The sequence below is a fragment of the Cupriavidus sp. USMAA2-4 genome, assembly GCF_001854305.1.
GTDB classification, from domain to species: Bacteria; Pseudomonadota; Gammaproteobacteria; order Burkholderiales; family Burkholderiaceae; genus Cupriavidus; species Cupriavidus malaysiensis.
Genome location: NZ_CP017748.1, coordinates 3694080 through 3710969, shown reverse-complemented (window position 1 = coordinate 3710969; position 16890 = coordinate 3694080). Strand labels below are relative to the sequence as shown.

At 69.8% G+C, this 16890-nt stretch carries 13 protein-coding genes; 10 read left to right on the top strand and 3 right to left on the bottom strand.

What is annotated here, in order from left to right; all coding sequences use genetic code 11:
- The first annotated feature begins 239 nt into the window (after nucleotides 1–239).
- The 3 genes from BKK79_RS16520 to BKK79_RS16510 all read left to right on the top strand — a co-directional run bounded on the left by BKK79_RS16520 (nucleotide 240) and on the right by BKK79_RS16510 (nucleotide 3175).
- Nucleotides 240–1460 (top strand): CaiB/BaiF CoA transferase family protein, encoded by a 1221-nt coding sequence (locus tag BKK79_RS16520; RefSeq protein WP_071014648.1) that lies wholly within the window; start codon nucleotides 240–242, stop codon nucleotides 1458–1460.
- 178 nt (nucleotides 1461–1638) lie between these two features.
- On the top strand, nucleotides 1639–2094 hold the full coding sequence (locus BKK79_RS16515) for a DUF2214 family protein (RefSeq protein ID WP_071038085.1): 456 nt from the start codon (nucleotides 1639–1641) through the stop codon (nucleotides 2092–2094).
- 76 nt (nucleotides 2095–2170) lie between these two features.
- Nucleotides 2171–3175, top strand: coding sequence for a tripartite tricarboxylate transporter substrate binding protein (locus BKK79_RS16510; RefSeq protein WP_071038084.1), 1005 nt, complete (start codon nucleotides 2171–2173; stop codon nucleotides 3173–3175).
- 33 nt (nucleotides 3176–3208) lie between these two features.
- Here the strand turns inward: BKK79_RS16510 and BKK79_RS16505 are convergent, their stop codons facing one another.
- Nucleotides 3209–4972, bottom strand: a complete 1764-nt coding sequence (locus tag BKK79_RS16505) for a potassium/proton antiporter (protein ID WP_071014655.1) — start codon at nucleotides 4970–4972, stop codon at nucleotides 3209–3211.
- A 330-nt stretch (nucleotides 4973–5302) separates the two neighbouring features.
- Between BKK79_RS16505 and BKK79_RS16500 the strand changes: the two genes are divergently transcribed.
- Together BKK79_RS16500 and BKK79_RS16495 are read left to right on the top strand one after the other, a co-directional pair.
- Nucleotides 5303–5764, top strand: a complete 462-nt coding sequence (locus tag BKK79_RS16500; RefSeq protein ID WP_071014658.1) for a tripartite tricarboxylate transporter TctB family protein — start codon at nucleotides 5303–5305, stop codon at nucleotides 5762–5764.
- A 12-nt stretch (nucleotides 5765–5776) separates the two neighbouring features.
- Complete coding sequence (locus BKK79_RS16495) at nucleotides 5777–7279, top strand: tripartite tricarboxylate transporter permease (protein WP_071014661.1); 1503 nt, start codon at nucleotides 5777–5779, stop codon at nucleotides 7277–7279.
- A 125-nt stretch (nucleotides 7280–7404) separates the two neighbouring features.
- Here the strand turns inward: BKK79_RS16495 and BKK79_RS16490 are convergent, their stop codons facing one another.
- A complete protein-coding gene (locus BKK79_RS16490; protein ID WP_071038083.1) occupies nucleotides 7405–8286 on the bottom strand; it encodes a LysR substrate-binding domain-containing protein in 882 nt (293 codons plus the stop codon).
- 348 nt (nucleotides 8287–8634) lie between these two features.
- On the opposite strand from BKK79_RS16490, the gene BKK79_RS16485 reads away from it, so the two are divergent.
- The 4 genes from BKK79_RS16485 (at nucleotide 8635) to BKK79_RS16470 (ending at nucleotide 13299) form a co-directional block, all read left to right on the top strand.
- Nucleotides 8635–9618: a Bug family tripartite tricarboxylate transporter substrate binding protein gene (locus tag BKK79_RS16485; protein WP_071016526.1), complete on the top strand. Its 984-nt coding sequence runs from the start codon at nucleotides 8635–8637 to the stop codon at nucleotides 9616–9618.
- A gap of 324 nt (nucleotides 9619–9942) precedes the next feature.
- The gene (gene ggt, locus BKK79_RS16480) at nucleotides 9943–11568 is read left to right on the top strand and encodes a gamma-glutamyltransferase (protein WP_071014666.1); all 1626 of its coding nucleotides are present in this window, start codon (nucleotides 9943–9945) and stop codon (nucleotides 11566–11568) included.
- 142 nt (nucleotides 11569–11710) lie between these two features.
- Complete coding sequence (locus BKK79_RS16475; RefSeq protein ID WP_071014669.1) at nucleotides 11711–12568, top strand: PhzF family phenazine biosynthesis protein; 858 nt, start codon at nucleotides 11711–11713, stop codon at nucleotides 12566–12568.
- A gap of 113 nt (nucleotides 12569–12681) precedes the next feature.
- Nucleotides 12682–13299 carry a pyridoxamine 5'-phosphate oxidase family protein gene (locus BKK79_RS16470; RefSeq protein WP_071014672.1) on the top strand — a complete coding sequence of 206 codons (618 nt, stop codon included), beginning with the start codon at nucleotides 12682–12684 and terminating at the stop codon, nucleotides 13297–13299.
- 142 nt (nucleotides 13300–13441) lie between these two features.
- On the opposite strand, the gene BKK79_RS16465 is transcribed toward BKK79_RS16470, so the two are convergent.
- Nucleotides 13442–14869, bottom strand: a complete 1428-nt coding sequence (locus BKK79_RS16465; RefSeq protein WP_071038082.1) for a CoA transferase — start codon at nucleotides 14867–14869, stop codon at nucleotides 13442–13444.
- Nucleotides 14870–15135: 266 nt separating this feature from the next.
- Between BKK79_RS16465 and BKK79_RS16460 the strand changes: the two genes are divergently transcribed.
- Nucleotides 15136–16878: a glutamine--tRNA ligase/YqeY domain fusion protein gene (locus tag BKK79_RS16460; RefSeq protein WP_071014678.1), complete on the top strand. Its 1743-nt coding sequence runs from the start codon at nucleotides 15136–15138 to the stop codon at nucleotides 16876–16878.
- The last annotated feature ends 12 nt before the right edge of the window (nucleotides 16879–16890 follow it).

The window sequence follows — 16890 nt, the reverse complement described above, 5'->3', positions numbered from 1 at the left end:
CGGGCAAGCCAGTTGCCCCGGCAGCCCCGGGCGGATGCGCGCCACGCCGGCCGCCGGCCGCGCCGGCACCGCGCATCCGAGTGCCTTGTTATGCCCTTACCCCAGGCCAGGAAGGCTGCGCCCGCCGCCGCGGATGTTACAGTGGCGCCTGCCCGTGCCGGCTGCGCCTCGACTGCGCTTCGCACCGGCGCCGCCGCTTTCCTCCACCCCTTCCTCGTTTCCGATTCCTGCCTGCCGTCATGGGAGCCTTAAGCCATCTCCGCGTTCTCGACCTGACCCGCGTGCTCGCCGGGCCATGGTGCGCCCAGAACCTCGCCGACTTCGGCGCCGATGTGATCAAGATCGAGCGCCCCGGCGCCGGCGACGACACCCGCACCTGGGGCCCGCCCTGGCTGCAGACTCCGGCCGGCGACGACACCGCCGAGGCCGCCTACTATCTCGCCGCCAACCGCAACAAGCGCTCGGTCACCTGCGACATCAGCACGCCCGAGGGCCAGGCCCTGGTGCGCGCGCTGGCCGCGCAGAGCGATGTGGTGCTGGAGAACTACAAGGTCGGCCAGCTCAAGAAATACGGGCTCGACTACGACTCGCTCAAGGCCGTCAAGCCGGACATCATCTACTGCTCGGTGACCGGCTTCGGCCAGACCGGCCCCTATGCCGCCCGCCCGGGCTACGACTTCATCGTCCAGGGCATGGGCGGCTTCATGAGCCTGACCGGCGAGCGCGACGACCTGCCCGGCGGCGGCCCGCAGAAGGCCGGCGTGGCCATCTCCGACCTGATGACCGGCCAGTACGCCACCATCGCCGTGCTGGCCGCGCTGGCACACCGCGAGCGCACCGGCGAGGGCCAGTACATCGACATGGCCCTGCTCGACGTGCAGGTGGCCATGCTGGCCAATATGAACACCAATTACCTGGCCAGCGGCGTGGCGCCCAAGCGCTGGGGCAATGCCCATCCGAACATCGTGCCCTACCAGACCTTCCAGGCGGCCGACGGCTGGATCATCGTGGCGGTGGGCAACGACGGCCAGTTCCGCAAGTTCGTCAATGCCGGCGGCCGCCCCGAACTGGCCGACGACGCGCGCTTCGCCACCAACCCCCAGCGCGTCGCGCAGCGCGATACGCTGGTGCCGATCCTGGCCGAGATGGTGCGCCCGCGCACGCGCGCGCAGTGGATCGCCGACCTGGAGGCGGCCGGCGTGCCGTGCGGCCCGATCAATACGCTCGACGACGTCTTCGACGACGAGCAGGTCAAGGCGCGCGGCCTGCGCGTGGACCTGCCCCACCCGAGCGCGGGCACGGTCAAGCTGGTCGGCAGCCCGATCAAGATGAGCGCCACCCCGCCCGAGGCAGTACGCCACCCGCCGCTGCTGGGCGAGCACACCGATGACGTGCTGGCGGACGTGCTTGGCTATGCGCCGGAGCAGATTGCCGCGCTGCGCGACAAAGGCGTGGTATAAGTCACACGAATACGCCGCACGAGCAAGCGGCGCCGGTAAGCCTCACGGGCCGGCCCGGCCGCCGCGGCCGGGCCGGCCCCGCACACGCCGTCGCCGCGCGCGCCGGATCCCTACCGCAGTCCGTACCGCAGCCCCGCCGTCCGCCGTCGCGCCGCCACGCCCAAAGGAGACCGTAGCCATGCTGACCGATGCCCTGCTGGCCTTTCTGCATTTCACCGCCATCTTCGCGCTGATCACCTTCCTGGCCGCCGAGGCGGTGGTGCTGAGGCCCGGGCTGACGCCGGCCGCGCTCAAGCGGCTGTCCGTCTACGACCTGCTCTATTTCCTGTGCGCCATGCTGGTGCTGGCAAGCGGCCTGCTGCGCCTGTTCTTCGGCGCCAAGGGCGCCGGCTTCTACCTGCCCAACCCCTGGTTCCACGCCAAGATGACGGTGTTCGTGGTGATCGCGCTGTGCTCGCTGCCGCCGACCCGCGCCTTCTCGCGCTGGCGCAAGCGGGCGCGCAGCGAGCCCGGCTTCGTGCCGGCCGAGGCCGAGCTGAAACGCGCACGCCGCTGGGTCATGATCGAGGCCCACCTGCTGATCCTGCTGCCGCTGTGCGCCGTGATGATGGCGCGCGGCATCGGCATCAAATAGAACCGGCCCGCCCCTCCAGGCGCGCGTCCCGGCTGCCGGGACCTGCGCCCCGCTATTCCAATCGAGACCAGACCTCATGCTGAAAAAAGTGTTCGCCGCCGCGCTGGTGGCCACCGCCCTGCCGCTGTCCTGGACCGCGCCCGCCGCCGCCGCGCCGGCCTGGCCGGCCCGCCCGATCAAGTTCGTCGTGCCCTACCCGGCCGGCGGCCCGCTCGACACCGTGGCGCGCGCCATCGGCGACAAGCTCAAGGACAGCCTGGGCCAGCCCGTGATCGTGGAGAACCGGCCGGGCGCCGGCGGCAACCTGGGGGCCGACTACGTCGCCAAGCAGGCCCCGGACGGCTACACCATCGTCATGGGCGCTGTCGCCACCCATGCCATCAACCCGACCCTGTTCTCCAAGCTGCCCTACGACCCGGTCAAGGACTTCGCGCCCATCACCCTGGTGGCCGACGTGCCGAACGTGCTGCTGATGCATCCCGGCAAGGCGGCCGAGCTGCATATCAACAATGTGCGCGACCTGGTGGAATACGCGCGCAAGCACCCGGGCAAGCTCGACTACGCCTCGGGCGGCAACGGCAGCGCCGGCCACCTGTCGGGCGAGCTGTTCAAGAGCATGGCCCATGTCAGCATGGTCCATATCCCGTACAACGGTGCCGCGCCGGCCGAGTTGTCGGTGCTGTCGGGCCAGACCGACGTGATCTTCGATAACCTCGCCTCGGCCTCGGCCAATATCAAGGCGGGCAAGCTCAAGGCCTTCGCGGTCACCACGGCCGCGCGCGCCGCCGCTTTCCCCGAGCTGCCCACCATCGCCGAGGCCGGCAAGGGCCTGGGGCTCGAAGGCTTCGACATCTCCACCTGGTTCGGCGTGCTGGCGCCGGCGCGCACGCCGCGCGAGATCGTCGAGCGGCTCAACCATGACATCGTAGCCATCCTCAAGACCGACGACATGAAAGCCATGCTGGCGCGCATCGGCGCCCAGCCGGCGCCGACCACGCCCGAGCAGTTCGGCGCGCTGATCCAGCGCGAACTGAAGAAGTACGGCCAGGTGGTCAAGGTGTCCGGCGCCAAGGTCGACTGAGGCCCGGCCCGGGGCCGCAGGCCAGGCCGCAATTCAGGCCGCCGCAGGCTCCCCGCCGCCGCCCCGCGGCGGCCGCGCGCCGGGCTTGCGCGGCAGCAGCAGGCCGACCTGCAGGATACGCGGCCCTTCCATGCGCACCGCAGTCAGCCTCAGGCCGGCAATCTCCACCGCGTCGCCCTCGACCGGTGGCGAGGCGAAGGCGCGCAGCATGGCTGCGCCCAGGGTCAGTGGTGCCTCGGCCGGCGTCAGCGCGCGGCTGCCGTAGAGTGCCGCCACATCGCGCAGGAAGGCATCGCCTGACAGCAGGAAGTCATGCGAGGCATGGGCCCAGGCGGGCGCCGGCCCGGGCGCCTGGAACAGCATCGACAGCATCGGCACGCTGGCGGCAGGTGCCAGGACCGAGACCAGGTCGCCCGCCCGCAGCAGGGTCTGCTCCGGGGCGGCCAGCGCTGCATCCCGCACCACCGTCAGCAGCCGGCAGCGCGGCGGCAACTCCAGCTGGTCGGCCCGCACATTCTCTACCGGCGCCTCCGCCCCTACCTTGAACTGCATCAGGTCCAGCGCCGGCGCCCGCGTGCCGTGCAGCCGCGCGCGCGCCAGCGGCTCGGGATAGGGCTGGCGCAGCACGCGTGCCAGCCGCGCCGCCAGCGCCACCGTCGTACCCTGGAACAGCAGGCTGGCCAGCACCACGGCGAAGGCGATGCGGAACAGCAACCCGGCGTCGGGCAGGCCATGCAGCATCGGGAACAGTGCCAGCACGATCGGCACTGCGCCGCGCAGTCCCATCCAGGCCACGAAACCCTTCTCGCGCGCGCTGAAGCGGAACGGCAGCAGCGCGGCGAACACCGCCAGCGGACGGGCCACCAGCATCAGGAAGGCCGCCACGGCGACGGCGGGCAGGGCCACATCCCAGATCCTGTGCGGCGCCACCAGCAGGCCGAGCAGCAGGAACATGGCCGACTGTGCCAGCCAGGCCATGCCGTCCATGGCGCGCATGGTGTCCGCGCTGACCGCGCGCTCGCGGTTGCCCACCAGCATGCCGGCCAGGTAGACCGCCAGGAAACCGCTGCCTCCGGCGCTCTGCACGATGGCGAAGACCATGGCGCCGCCGGCGCACAGCAGGATCGCCTGCAGGCCTTCGGCCACCTGCACGCGCTCCAGCACATTGGCCAGGCAATATCCGAGGCCGAGGCCGAGCGCTCCGCCCACGCCGAACTGCACCAGCAGGCGCCAGGCGAGGCCGCCCGCGGACAGGCCCGCCGGCGAGGCGATCCACTCCATCAGCGTCAGGGTCAGGAAGATCGCCATCGGGTCGTTGATGCCCGACTCGATCTCGAGCACGCTGGCGACGCGCTCCTTGAGCCGCACACCGCTGCTGTTGAGCAGCGAGAACACCGCCGCCGCGTCGGTCGAGCCGACGATGGCGCCCAGCAGCAGGCCCAGCTTCCAGTCGATGCCGAGCAGCCAGGCCGCGAACAGCCCCACCACTCCGGTGGTGATCAGCACACCCACGGTGGCCAGTGACAACGAGGGCCGCAATGCCACGCGGAAGGTGGTGTAGCGCGTACGCAGGCCGCCGTCGAGCAGGATCACCGCCAGGGCGAGATTGCCGACCAGAAAGCTGAGCCAGGTATCGGCGAAGCGGATGCCGCCCGGGCCATCCACCCCGGCCAGCATGCCGACGGCCAGGAATACCAGCAGGAAGGGCACGCCCCAGCGTGCCGAGAAGGCGCCCACCACGATGCCCAGCGACATCACGATGGCGCCGATCAGGATGATGTGCTCGATGCTGTCCAATCCGCGCCCCGGGGATGTTTGATGGTTCGGGCCGGCCCGGGCGGGCCGGCCAACTACCGGCCAACTACCGGCCAACTACCGGCTGATGATAGCGCAGCCTCCGTGACGCTTTCCGCATGCCAGGCCTGCCTCGGGCACCCATTCCTACGGATGTTTCCGCATGTCTTATAGGTACATACCCTTGTATTGACCAAGTTTGAATACATCCGAAAGGTATCTGAAAGGTATGCCCCTTAATTTCCACCCTGCCTCGCGGCCGGGCCGGCAACACTGCAATGCTGCGCCGCACAAACCGCACGGATTTCAAGCGTTACTTCGAGGAGAATCAATTTGCGCATACGTAGCCAAAAGGACTTTGCCTCCGGCCTGATGTTCATTCTGGTCGGTCTGGGCTTTTCCTGGGTCGCACGCGGCTATTCCATGGGAACCGCCGCCAAGATGGGACCTGGATACTTTCCGTTCTGGCTCGGCATCGTCCTGGCCCTGCTCGGCTCGCTGGTTCTGACCGGCGCGCTGTCGAGCAAGAGCGAGAAAGACCACCTGGCCCGCTGGGACCTGAAGATCCTGCTGTGGATCCTGGGTTCGGTGGTGCTGTTCGGCTTGCTGCTCAAGCCGCTCGGCATGGTGCTGTCGGTGGTGGTGCTGGTGCTGGTGTCGTCGATGGCCAGCCATGAATTCAGCTGGAAGGGCGCGATCCTGAACGCCTTCATCCTGGTGCTGATCAGCATGGGCGCCTTCGTGTACGGCATCAATCTTCAGATGCCGGTGTGGCCGGCATTCCTGGCAGGTTAAGGAGACGGCCTGATGGAACTACTCGCCAACCTCGGACTGGGCTTCTCGACCGCCCTGTCCTTCCAGAACCTCGCGTACGCCTTCCTGGGCTGCGTGCTGGGCACCCTGATCGGCGTGCTGCCGGGCCTGGGGCCGCTGGCCACCATCGCCATGCTGCTGCCGGTGACCTACACGCTGCCGCCGGTGGCCGCGCTGATCATGCTGGCCGGCATCTACTACGGCGCCCAGTACGGCGGCTCGACCACCGCCATCCTGGTCAACCTGCCCGGTGAATCGTCCTCGGTGGTGACCACCATCGACGGCTACCAGATGGCGCGGCGCGGCCGCGCCGGGGTGGCGCTGGCCACCGCCGGCCTGGGCTCGTTCTTCGCCGGCTGCGTGGCCACGCTGATCCTGGCCGCCTTCGCCGCGCCGCTGTCGGAACTGGCCTTCAAGTTCGGTCCCGCCGAGTACTTCTCGCTGATGGTGCTGGGCCTGATCGGTGCCGTGGTGCTGGCCTCGGGCTCGCTGGTCAAGGCAATCGCCATGATCGTGCTGGGCCTGCTGCTCGGCCTGGTCGGCACCGACGTGAATTCGGGCGCCGCGCGCTTCTCCTTCGACGTGCCCGAACTCACCGACGGCCTCAACTTCGTCTCGGTCGCCATGGGCGTGTTCGGCTTCGCGGAGATCATCGCGAACCTGGAGCAGAAGGAAGCCCGCGAGACCTTCACCGACCACGTGACCAACCTGTTCCCGACCAAGGAAGACTTCAAGCGCATGATCCCGGCCGTGCTGCGCGGCACCGCCCTGGGTTCGGCGCTGGGCATCCTGCCGGGTGGCGGCGCGGCACTGGCCTCGTTCGCGGCGTACTCGCTGGAGAAGAAGACCTCCAAGTTCGCGCATGAATTCGGCAAGGGCGCGATCGAAGGCGTGGCGGGTCCGGAATCGGCCAACAACGCCGCGGCGCAGACCTCCTTCATCCCGCTGCTGACGCTGGGCATCCCGCCCAACGCGGTGATGGCGCTGATGGTGGGGGCGATGACCATCCACAACATCCAGCCGGGCCCGCAGGTGATGACCAGCAACCCCGCGCTGTTCTGGGGCCTGATCGCCTCGATGTGGATCGGCAACCTGATGCTGATCATCCTGAACCTGCCGATGATCGGCGTCTGGGTGAAGCTGCTGAAGGTCCCCTACCGCTACCTATTCCCGGCCATCCTGACGTTCTGCTGCATCGGCGTCTACTCGGTCCAGAACACCACCTTCGACGTGTTCCAGACCGCCGCCTTCGGCGTGATCGGCTACCTCTTCATCAAGCTGCGCTGCGAGCCGGCGCCGCTGCTGCTCGGCTTCGTGCTGGGACCGATGATGGAAGAGAACTTCCGCCGCTCGCTGCTGCTGTCGCGTGGTGACTTCAGCGTGTTCGTCACCCGCCCGCTGTCGCTCGGCCTGCTGATCGGCGCCGCGCTGCTGGTGCTGGTGGTGGCCATGCCTTCGATCAAGGCCAAGCGCGAAGAAGCGTTCCAGGAAGAGTAATAGCGCTGATACCGGCCTGCCCGGACCGCTGCACGGGTCCGGTCGCCAGGATGATGAAGGGGGCCACACGGCCCCCTTTTTTTTCACCTGCCCGGCGCTCGGCCGCCGCAGGTGCCTCAGGTGCCTCAGGTGCCGAACAGCTCCGCACAGGCCACGCGCACCGCCTCGGTGACGTGGCGGCGTGCATGGTCGCGCCGCTCCAGCATGCCGACGGTGCGCATCACCGGCGCGCCGGCCTGCAGCGGCAGCACCCGCAGCGCCTCGTCCTCCGGCCAGCGCGCACGCCGCAGCAACGGCACCACCGTCACCCCCACCTGCTGGCGCACCAGTTCGACCAGGGCCTCGATCGCGTTCAGCTCCAGGAACTCGTTGACGCGCAGGTGGGCACGGCGCAGCGCCCGCTCCACCAGCATGCCGGTGCGCTGGCCGCGGTCGAAGCGCAGGAAGGGGCTGGCGGCGAGCGCCTCGCGCGCGCTCTGGCCGGGATGGTCGCGCGCGACGATGGCCACCAGCGGTTCCTGGTAGAGCGGCGTCCAGCGCAGCGTGCCAGGCAGGCGCCCCGCGCCCTCCACCAGCACCGCCGCATCCAGCTCGCCAGACTCCACCAGCGCCGCCAGCTCGATCGACTTGGCGCCGACCAGCCGTATGTCCAGCGCGGGATAGGCCTGCTTCATGCGCGCCACCACCTGCGACAGGCCGCCCATCACCGACACCACCGCCCCCACCGCGACCGCGCCGGCCATGGCCTCCGGCGGCGCCAGCGGCAGGCGCATTTCATCGTAGAGGGCGAGCAGGCGGCGCGCCTGCGGCAGCAGCTCGCGGCCGTCGGCATTGAGTACCGCCACCCGTCCGCCGCGGTCGAACAGCTCGCGCCGCAACTCGGCCTCGAGCGCGCGCATCTGCAGGCTGACGGCAGCCTGGGTCAGTGCCACGGGACCGGCGGCGGCAGCGAAGGAGCCATGCTCGGCCACGGCGACGAAGGTGCGGAGAAAGCGGATGGTGCTCATGGCAGACAGGGAGAAAAGCAGGCGGGCTGCGCGGCCCCTCGGCTGCCGGACGGGGTCCCGCGGCATTGCGGCCGGCTTCGCGCGGCTATCGCGCAAGGAGTGGCAAGAGGTGACGAGACACGGCACAAGACACGCACAAGACATGGCACAAGACATGGCGGGACACCGCCACCCTGCTTGGCGATGCACCGCCACAGTGCCAGGCATACACAAGAAAAGCTTGTGACAGCGAAAAGAAATATTAGCTTTTATTGTTTGGCAGTGCGCGGAATAATGATCCCGAGCCAGGCGCCGCGCCTCCTGCGGCACATCGGCACGCCATCCTGCCATTCCGATCCGGAGACCTTCATGAGCCCCTGGTTGCGCCGCGCCGGCACCGGCCTCGCCACCGCCCTCGCGCTTTCCCTGGCCGCCACCCCGGCACTGGCCGACAGCTATCCAAGCAAGCCGATCCGGCTGATCGTGCCCTTCCCCGCCAGCGGCGCCACCGACCTGCTGGCGCGCGCGATCGCGCAGAAGGTCAGCACCAGCATCGGCCAGCAGATCGTGGTCGACAACCGTCCCGGCGCCGGCGGCGCGATCGGCTCCGACATGGCTGCCAAGGCGCCCGCCGACGGCTACACGCTGCTGATCGCCACCACCAGCACGCATGCGATCGGCCCACACATCACGCCGCGCCTGCCCTACAACACCGAGACCGATTTCACCCCGGTCAGCCAGGTGGCGACCGCCACCAACCTGCTGCTGGTGCCCAACAGCCTGCCGGTCAAGAACGTCACCGAGCTGATCGACTACGCCAAGAAGCACCCCGGCCAATTGAACTACGCCTCCAGCGGCCCCGGCACGGTGGTCCACCTGACCGCCGAAGCCTTCAAGGCACAGGCCGGCGTCTTCATCACCCACATTCCCTACAAGGGCACCGCGCTGGCCATTCCCGACCTGATGTCCGGCAAGGTCCACGTGCTGTTCGACAGCATCGTGTCCGGCCTGCCGCACGTGAAGGACGGCAAGCTCAAGGGACTGGCCGTGACCAGCCTGAAGCGCTCGCCGCTGGTACCGGACATCCCGACCGTCAGCGAATCCGGCCTGCCCGGCTTCGAGTCCGACACCTGGTTCGGCATCTACGGGCCCAAGGGCCTGCCGGCCGAGATCGTCAACCGCCTGAACGCGGAGTTCAACAAGGCCATCCAGGCCCCCGAGGTCAAGGACCGCCTGGCCAGGCTCGGCGCAGAACCGGTCGGCGGCACCCCGGCCCAGTTCGCCGCCATGGTGAAAAAGGACAGCGCGCGCTGGGGCAAGCTGATCAAGGAACGTAAGATCGTGGTGGATTGAAGCCATAGCCAGGAGATGTGCCAAGACCGAGCGCCAAGCGCACCAACACCGAGCGCCAAGCACGAGGTCTTGGCTCCCTCTCCCCTGATGGGGAGAGGGTGGGGGAGAGGGGTGGTCTAGCAAGGCACCACGCACAGACGAAGCCGTCGGTGTTGTCCAACACGCCAGGTCAAGGACGAAGCCGTCGGTGTTGTCCAGCACGTCGCCGCCAGCCAGCGCCCGCCCTCACCCCGGCCCCTCTCCCGCAAGCGGGAGAGGGGAGCGAACCGACAGCAAGCCAAACCGACACCGAACGATCAAACAGGCAGCACTCACGAGACCGCCATGCAAGACTTCAACTGGACCAACCCCTACCCCACCCCGCGCACGCCGCTGTTCGCGCGCAACGTCGTCTCGACCTCGCATCCGCTCGCCGCGCAGGCCGGCCTGCGCATGCTGCTCAAGGGCGGCAATGCGGTCGATGCGGCCATCGCCGCGGCGGCCGCCATCACCATTGTCGAGCCGGTCTCCTGCGGCCTGGGCAGCGATGCCTTCGCCATCCTGTGGGACGGCAAGCAGCTGCATGGCCTGAACTCCTCCGGCGTGGCGCCGGCGGCCTGGAACCCGGAGTACTTCAAGAACAAGTACGGCACCGAGGCCGACGGCCTGGCCAAGCGGCCGATCCGCGGCTGGGACGCGGTCACCGTGCCGGGCGTGATCGCCGGCTGGGCGGCGCTGCATGAGCGCTTCGGCAAGCTGCCGTTCGCCGATCTGCTGGAGCCCGCCATCGAGATCGCCGAGCGCGGCTATGCCGTGCCGCCGATGGTGGCGCACAAGTGGAACCTGGCGGTGCCGGAACTGAAGGACCAGCCCGGCTATGCCGAGACCTTCATGCCGCACGGCCGCGCGCCGCACGTGGGCGAGAAGTTCGTCATGAAGGCCGCTGCCGACACGCTGCGCAAGATCGGCGAGACCCGGGGCCGCGCCTACTACGAAGGCGAGATCGCCGAGAAGATCGCCGCCTTCAGCAAACAGTGCGGCGGCGCCATGACGCTGGACGACCTGCGCAACTACCGCCCCGACTGGGTCACCCCGATCGCCAAGGACTACCGCGGCTACACCGTCCACGAGATCCCGCCCAACGGCCAGGGCATCGCCGCGCTGATGGCGCTGGGCATCCTGGAGCAGTTCGACGTGGCCTCGCTGCCGGTGGACAGCGTGGATTCGCAGCACCTGCAGATCGAGGCCATGAAGCTGGCCTTCGCCGACCTGTACAAGTACGTGGCAGATCCGCGCAGCATGGAAGTCACGCCCGGGCAGATGCTGGACGACGCCTACCTGAAGTCGCGCGCGCGGCTGATCGACATGCAGCGCGCCACCCATTTCAACTTCGGCATGCCCAGGAGCGGCGGCACCATCTACCTGAGCGCCGCCGATGAGAACGGCATGATGATCTCCTTCATCCAGTCGAACTACATGGGCTTCGGCTCTGGCGTAGTCGTGCCCGGCACCGGCATCAGCCTGCAGAACCGCGGCGTGGGCTTCTCGATGGATCCGAAATCGGCCAATGTGGTCGCCGGCGGCAAGCGCCCCTTCCACACCATCATCCCGGCCTTCCTGACCAAGGATGGCCGCCCGGTGATGAGCTTCGGCGTGATGGGCGGCGACATGCAGCCGCAGGGCCACCTGCAGACCATCGTGCGCATGCTGGACTACCGCCAGCAGCCGCAGGCAGCCTGCTGCGCGCCGCGCTGGAAGGTCAACCGCGACTTCACCGTGGACCTGGAGGCGAGCATGAACCGCGCGGTGGTCGCCGGACTGAAGGAACGCGGGCACCAGCTCAAGTCGGTCGACGACCCTTATATGGACTTCGGTTCCGGCCAGTTCATCTGGCGCCTGTCCGACGACGCGGACCATGGCTACGTGGCCGCCAGCGACAGCCGCCGCGACGGCCAGGCAGTCGGCTTCTGAAACCGGCATGGCGGCGCCCGCATGCGGGCGCCGCATCCGGCCGCGCGCTGTTCTGTGGTCGGCGCGCAAAACTGTCGCTTGCACCGCCCCGGCAAGGGCCTAGACTGGCGCTTCCCCTCCCCTCGCGCACGCCCTGCCCGCCATGCCGACCTACGCCTTCCGCCTCGTCAACGTCTTCGCCGAATCGACCTTCGGCGGCAATCCGCTGTGTGTCTTCGAGGATGCGCGCGGCATGGACGAGGCCACCATGCAGGCGCTGGCCCTGCAGTTCAACCTGTCCGAAACCACCTTCCTGCTGCCCTCGACCGAGGCCGACGCCGCCGTGCGCATCTTCACGCCGGGCGCGGAGATGCGCTTCGCCGGCCATCCCACGCTGGGCACCGCCCATGTGCTGCGCGCCCTGCGCGGCGCCGACTCGCTGCGCCTGGCGCTCAAGGCCGGCATGGTACCGGTACACGCCCAGGGCGATCGCTGGACCCTGACCGCGCCCCATGCCGGCCAGCCGCGCACGGCGCCGGCGGGGCTGCCCGACGCGGCCGTGGCGTCGCTGCTCGGCCTGGACGCCGCCGATCTCGCCGGCCCGCCCCTGTGGGTGGACACCGGCGCCGACCAGTTGCTGGTGCCGCTCAGGCACGCTGAAGCGGTGCGGCGGGCGCGCCCCGACAGCAGCCGCCTCGAGGCCTGGCCGCAGAGCAGCCTGGGCCGCCGCAGCGCCTATCTGTTCGCCTTCGACGAGCAACGGCGGGGCAGCGTGCTGGCGCGCTACTTCTTCGCCCGGCAGGGTGGCGGCGTGGCGGAGGACCCCGGTACCGGCTCGGCCTGCGCCAACCTCGGCGGCTGGCTGCTGGCCACCGGCCGCGCGCTGCCGGCCGCCTACACCATCGAGCAGGGCGAAGCGGTCGGCCGGCCCTGCCGGCTGCAATTGCAGGTCGGGCGCGATGGCGCCATCCAGGTCGGCGGGCGCGTGATCGAGATCGGGCGCGGCACGGTCACGCTGTAGCGCATGAGGGCAGCCTTGCGGCGAGCGTGTGCAACGGACGCCACCTGCATGCGGTAGAGTGCGGGCTGGTGTCCCGCAGGCGCCTCGCCATCCCCCTCCCCCGCCACGCTGCCATGACCGCACACACCCTGACCACGCTCGAAGCACTCGAAGCCCGCTACGCCGAGCCGGGCGCCGCCTCGCTCGCCAAGGAAGTCGACTACCTGCACCCGCACTACCGCGCCTTCGTCGAGGCCTCGCCCTTCTGCCTGTTGTCGACGGTGGCGGGCGGGCAGGCGGAGTGCTCGCCGCGCGGCGACGCGCCCGGCTTCGTGCAGGTGCTGGACGAGCGCACGCTGCTGCTGCCCGACCGCCGCGGCAACAACCGCATCGACAGCCTGCGCAATATCATCGCCGACCCGCGCGTCGGCCTGCTGTTCCTGGTGCCGGGCGTGGACGAGACCCTGCGCGTGGCCGGCACCGCGCAGATCTCGGTCGACCCGGCGCTGATCGCGCGCTGCGAGGTCGATGGCAAGGCCCCCGCCACGGTGCTGGTGATCGCGATCCGCTCGGTATTCTTCCAGTGCGCGCGCGCGCTGGTGCGCTCGCAGCTGTGGTCGCCGCAGGCGCAGATCCCACGCAGCGCCCTGCCGAGCAACGGCACCATCCTGGCCGACCTCAGCCGCGGCGGCATCGACGGCCACGCCTACGACGAGGCACAGCCGGAGCGCCTGCGCGGCACGCTGTACTGAAGCCGTCGCCGCTCCGTACGGCGCGGCGTGCTTGCGGCGTGCTTGCGGCGTGCTTGCGGCGTGCTTGCGGCGTGCTTGCGGCGTGCTTGCGGCGTGCTTGCGGCGTATTGGCGGCGTCTTTGCGCCGGGCACCGTACCGGCGTCAGCCGCGCGGCAGCCACTCGGCGGCATGCGTGCCGAGCGGCACCGACGGCAGCACCCAGCGCGCAGGGGTCTGCGCCAGCTGCCCCGCATGGCGCACCACGGTCAGTTCGCCAAAGCCCGACGGCAGCGTCATCAGCAGGTCGCCGATGTCCTCGAAACGTTGCTCCGGCGCTGCCAGGCCTTGCGGAATCCGGCCCATGCCGCGCAGCCACTGCCCCACCTGCGCCAGCGACACCCGCACGTGCCAGCTGCCGCCTTCCGCGGCGCGGCGCCACAGCGCCGCCATCGCGCCGAAGGCCAGCAGGTAGCCGGCGGCATGGTCCAGTACCTGCGCCGGCAGCGGCCGCGGCGCCCCGCCGCCGCCGGCCTCCGCCTCGGCATGGTTGAAGCCGGTGGCCGTCTGCACCAGCGAATCGAAGCCGCGCCGGCCCGCCCACGGGCCCGCATGCCCGTAAGCCGACAGCGACACATAGACGATGCCGGGCCGGGCCCGTGCCGCCGCCGCAGGCCCGGCGCCCAGGCCCTCCAGGGCACCGGGACGGTAGGCTTGCAGCACCACGTCCGCGCCGTGCAGCAGCTTGTGCCAGGTGCGCGCGTCCTCGGCATCACGCAGGTCGAGCTGGCAGGAGCGCTTGCCGCGGCCGGTGTCGATCACCAGCGGCGCGATGGCCGGCAGGTGGGCCGCCGTGACCAGCAGCACATCTGCGCCGTGGGCGGCCAGCGTGCGCCCGGCGACCGGGCCGGCGATGATGCGGGTCAGGTCGAGCACGCGCAGGCCGGACAGCGGCCGTGCGGCCTCCGCGTCGTCCGGCAGGGGCGGTGGCGCGGCGGGCGGCGCCTCGCCGATGCGTTCCAGCGTCAGCGGCGGCCAGCCGCGCAGCGCCTGCGCCTGGGGATGGCGGTCCCAGGCCTCGAAGGAGCGCATCGCCGCCACCGCCAGGCCGGCCTCGGCCGCTTCGCGCTCGACCTCCTCGGCCCGCCGCTGCGCCAGCGCGACGGCCACCGCGTCGCGCTCGTGCGCGCAGCCGAGCAGACGCAGCACGCCATCGCGATGGTGGGGGAAATTGGTATGCAGCCGCACCCAGCCACCGTCGCCACAGCGGTACAGGCCAGCGATGCTGTCATGGAATTCGGGGGCCGGGCGGCCATCGACGCGCAGGTAGCGCTCGCTGCGGAACTCGGCCAGCGCGTGGCGCATATCCACCGCCACCGGCTGCCAGCTGCCGCTGCGCAGCTGCCAGAGCGCCGCGGCGGCCAGCGCGGATGCCGCCAGGCTGGCCTGGGCGGCCGCACCGACGGCGAAGCTGGACGGCAGCAAGGGGTCGCTGCCGCTCAGGCGCAGGTGCGCCAGCGCCTCGCCCGGCAGGCCGGCGTCCTGCCACAGGCTGGCCAGCGCGGCGGCGGAAAGGGAAGAGGCGGATTCCATGGTCGGATCCTCGATCGGTTGGCGCAAGGCGCGCGGCCGGCGACGGCGTGGCCGGCAGGCAACACCGCAAGACGTCGCCATGTCGCCATGGCGGCCCCCGCGCGCTTCCATGCTAGTCCGGCGCGGCCGCTTCTGCCGCCCCGCCCGCGGGTGCCGGCCACGAATGCGGCGCCGCCCCCGCCGGCGCGGTAAAATCCCGCCTCTAGACCCGCTGGCCCGGCCAGCAACGATCCAGCAGCGTTTCCAGCCGCCCCGGCGGCGCCACCATGAGCCACGATCCCAAGACCACCGACAGCACCCCCGCCGCTTCCAACTTCCTGCGGAGCATCATCGACCAGGACCTCGCCTCCGGCACCTATGCCGGCCGCCAGGACAAGCAGGGCCAGGCGCTGCCGACCGTCATCACGCGCTTCCCGCCGGAGCCCAACGGCTACCTGCACATCGGCCATGCCAAGAGCATCTGCGTGAACTTCGGTCTCGCGCGGGACTATGGCGGCCGCTGCCACCTGCGTTTCGATGACACCAACCCGGTCAAGGAAGACACCGAGTACGTCGACTCCATCATCGACGCGGTGCGCTGGCTGGGCTTCTCCTGGGACAACGGCGGCCAGGCCCACCTGTACTACGCCAGCGACTATTTCGACCAGCTCTATGCCTTCGCCGAGAAGCTGATCGAGCGCGGCGCGGCCTATGTCGACAGCCAGAGCGCCGAGCAGATCGCCAGCAATCGTGGCGACTTCTCGCGCCCGGGCACGCCCTCGCCCTTCCGCGAGCGCAGCGCCGAGGAAAACCTGCAGCTGTTCCGCGACATGCGCGCCGGCAAGTACGCCGACGGCGAGCACGTGCTGCGCGCCAGGATCGACATGAGCGCGCCCAACATCGTGATGCGCGACCCGGTGCTCTACCGCATCCGCCACGCCCATCACCACCGCACCGGCGACAAGTGGTGCATCTACCCGATGTACGACTTCACGCACTGCATCTCGGACGCGCTGGAGAACATCACGCACTCGCTGTGCACGCTGGAATTCGAGAACAACCGCCCGCTCTATGACTGGGTGCTGCACCAGCTGCGCGACTGCGGCGCGTTCCATGACCCGCTGCCGCACCAGTACGAGTTCGCCCGCCTGAACCTGACCTATGCCATCACCAGCAAGCGCAAGCTGCTGCAGCTGGTCAACGAGGGCCGCGTGGACGGCTGGGACGATCCCCGCATGCCCACCATCGTCGGCGTGCGCCGGCGCGGCTTCACGCCCGAATCGATCCAGCTCTTCTGCGACCGCGTAGGCGTGGCCAAGTCCGACAGCTGGATCGACATGAGCACGCTGGAAGGCGCCGTGCGCGACGACCTCGACGCGCGCGCGCCGCGCTCGGTGGCCGTGCTCGACCCGCTCAAGCTGATCCTGGACAACTACCCCGAAGGCCAGAGCGAAGAGTGCTCGGCACCGGTGCACCCGAAGCAGCCCGAGCTGGGCCGCCGCGTGTTCCCGCTGTCGCGCGAGCTGTGGATCGAGCGCGAGGACTTCAACGAGACGCCGCCCAAGGGCTACTTCCGCCTGTTCCCCGGCAACAAGGTGCGCCTGCGCTACGGCTATGTGATCGAGTGCACCGGCGTGGACAAGGATGCCGACGGCAATGTCGTCGCCGTCCATGCCAATTACCTGCCCGACACCAAGAGCGGCACGCCCGGCGCCGACAGCGTCAAGGTCAAGGGCAATATCCACTGGGTCAGCGCGGCGCATGCCTGCGAGGCCGAGGTGCGCCTGTACGACCGCCTGTTCAGCGACCCGCAGCCGGATGCCGGCGGCAAGAACTTCCTCGACGCGCTCAATCCCGCGTCGAAGAAGGTCGTCACCGCCTACCTGGAGCCGGGGCTGCGCGAAGCGGCTCCCGAGGCCCGCTTCCAGTTCGAGCGGCACGGCTACTTCGTCGCCGACCGTGTCGATTCGCAGCCGGGCAAGCCTGTCTTCAACCGCATCGTCGGGCTGAAGGACAGCTGGGGCAAGTGAGCGGGAACCACC

Coding starts and splice junctions, on each gene's coding strand:
- BKK79_RS16520 (WP_071014648.1), top strand. CDS start 240: ATGGGAGCCTTAAGCCATCTCCGCGTTCTCGACCTGACCCGCGTGCTC.
- BKK79_RS16515 (WP_071038085.1), top strand. CDS start 1,639: ATGCTGACCGATGCCCTGCTGGCCTTTCTGCATTTCACCGCCATCTTC.
- BKK79_RS16510 (WP_071038084.1), top strand. CDS start 2,171: ATGCTGAAAAAAGTGTTCGCCGCCGCGCTGGTGGCCACCGCCCTGCCG.
- BKK79_RS16495 (WP_071014661.1), top strand. CDS start 5,777: ATGGAACTACTCGCCAACCTCGGACTGGGCTTCTCGACCGCCCTGTCC.
- BKK79_RS16490 (WP_071038083.1), bottom strand. CDS start 8,286: ATGAGCACCATCCGCTTTCTCCGCACCTTCGTCGCCGTGGCCGAGCAT.
- BKK79_RS16485 (WP_071016526.1), top strand. CDS start 8,635: ATGAGCCCCTGGTTGCGCCGCGCCGGCACCGGCCTCGCCACCGCCCTC.
- ggt (WP_071014666.1), top strand. CDS start 9,943: ATGCAAGACTTCAACTGGACCAACCCCTACCCCACCCCGCGCACGCCG.
- BKK79_RS16475 (WP_071014669.1), top strand. CDS start 11,711: ATGCCGACCTACGCCTTCCGCCTCGTCAACGTCTTCGCCGAATCGACC.
- BKK79_RS16470 (WP_071014672.1), top strand. CDS start 12,682: ATGACCGCACACACCCTGACCACGCTCGAAGCACTCGAAGCCCGCTAC.
- BKK79_RS16465 (WP_071038082.1), bottom strand. CDS start 14,869: ATGGAATCCGCCTCTTCCCTTTCCGCCGCCGCGCTGGCCAGCCTGTGG.
- BKK79_RS16460 (WP_071014678.1), top strand. CDS start 15,136: ATGAGCCACGATCCCAAGACCACCGACAGCACCCCCGCCGCTTCCAAC.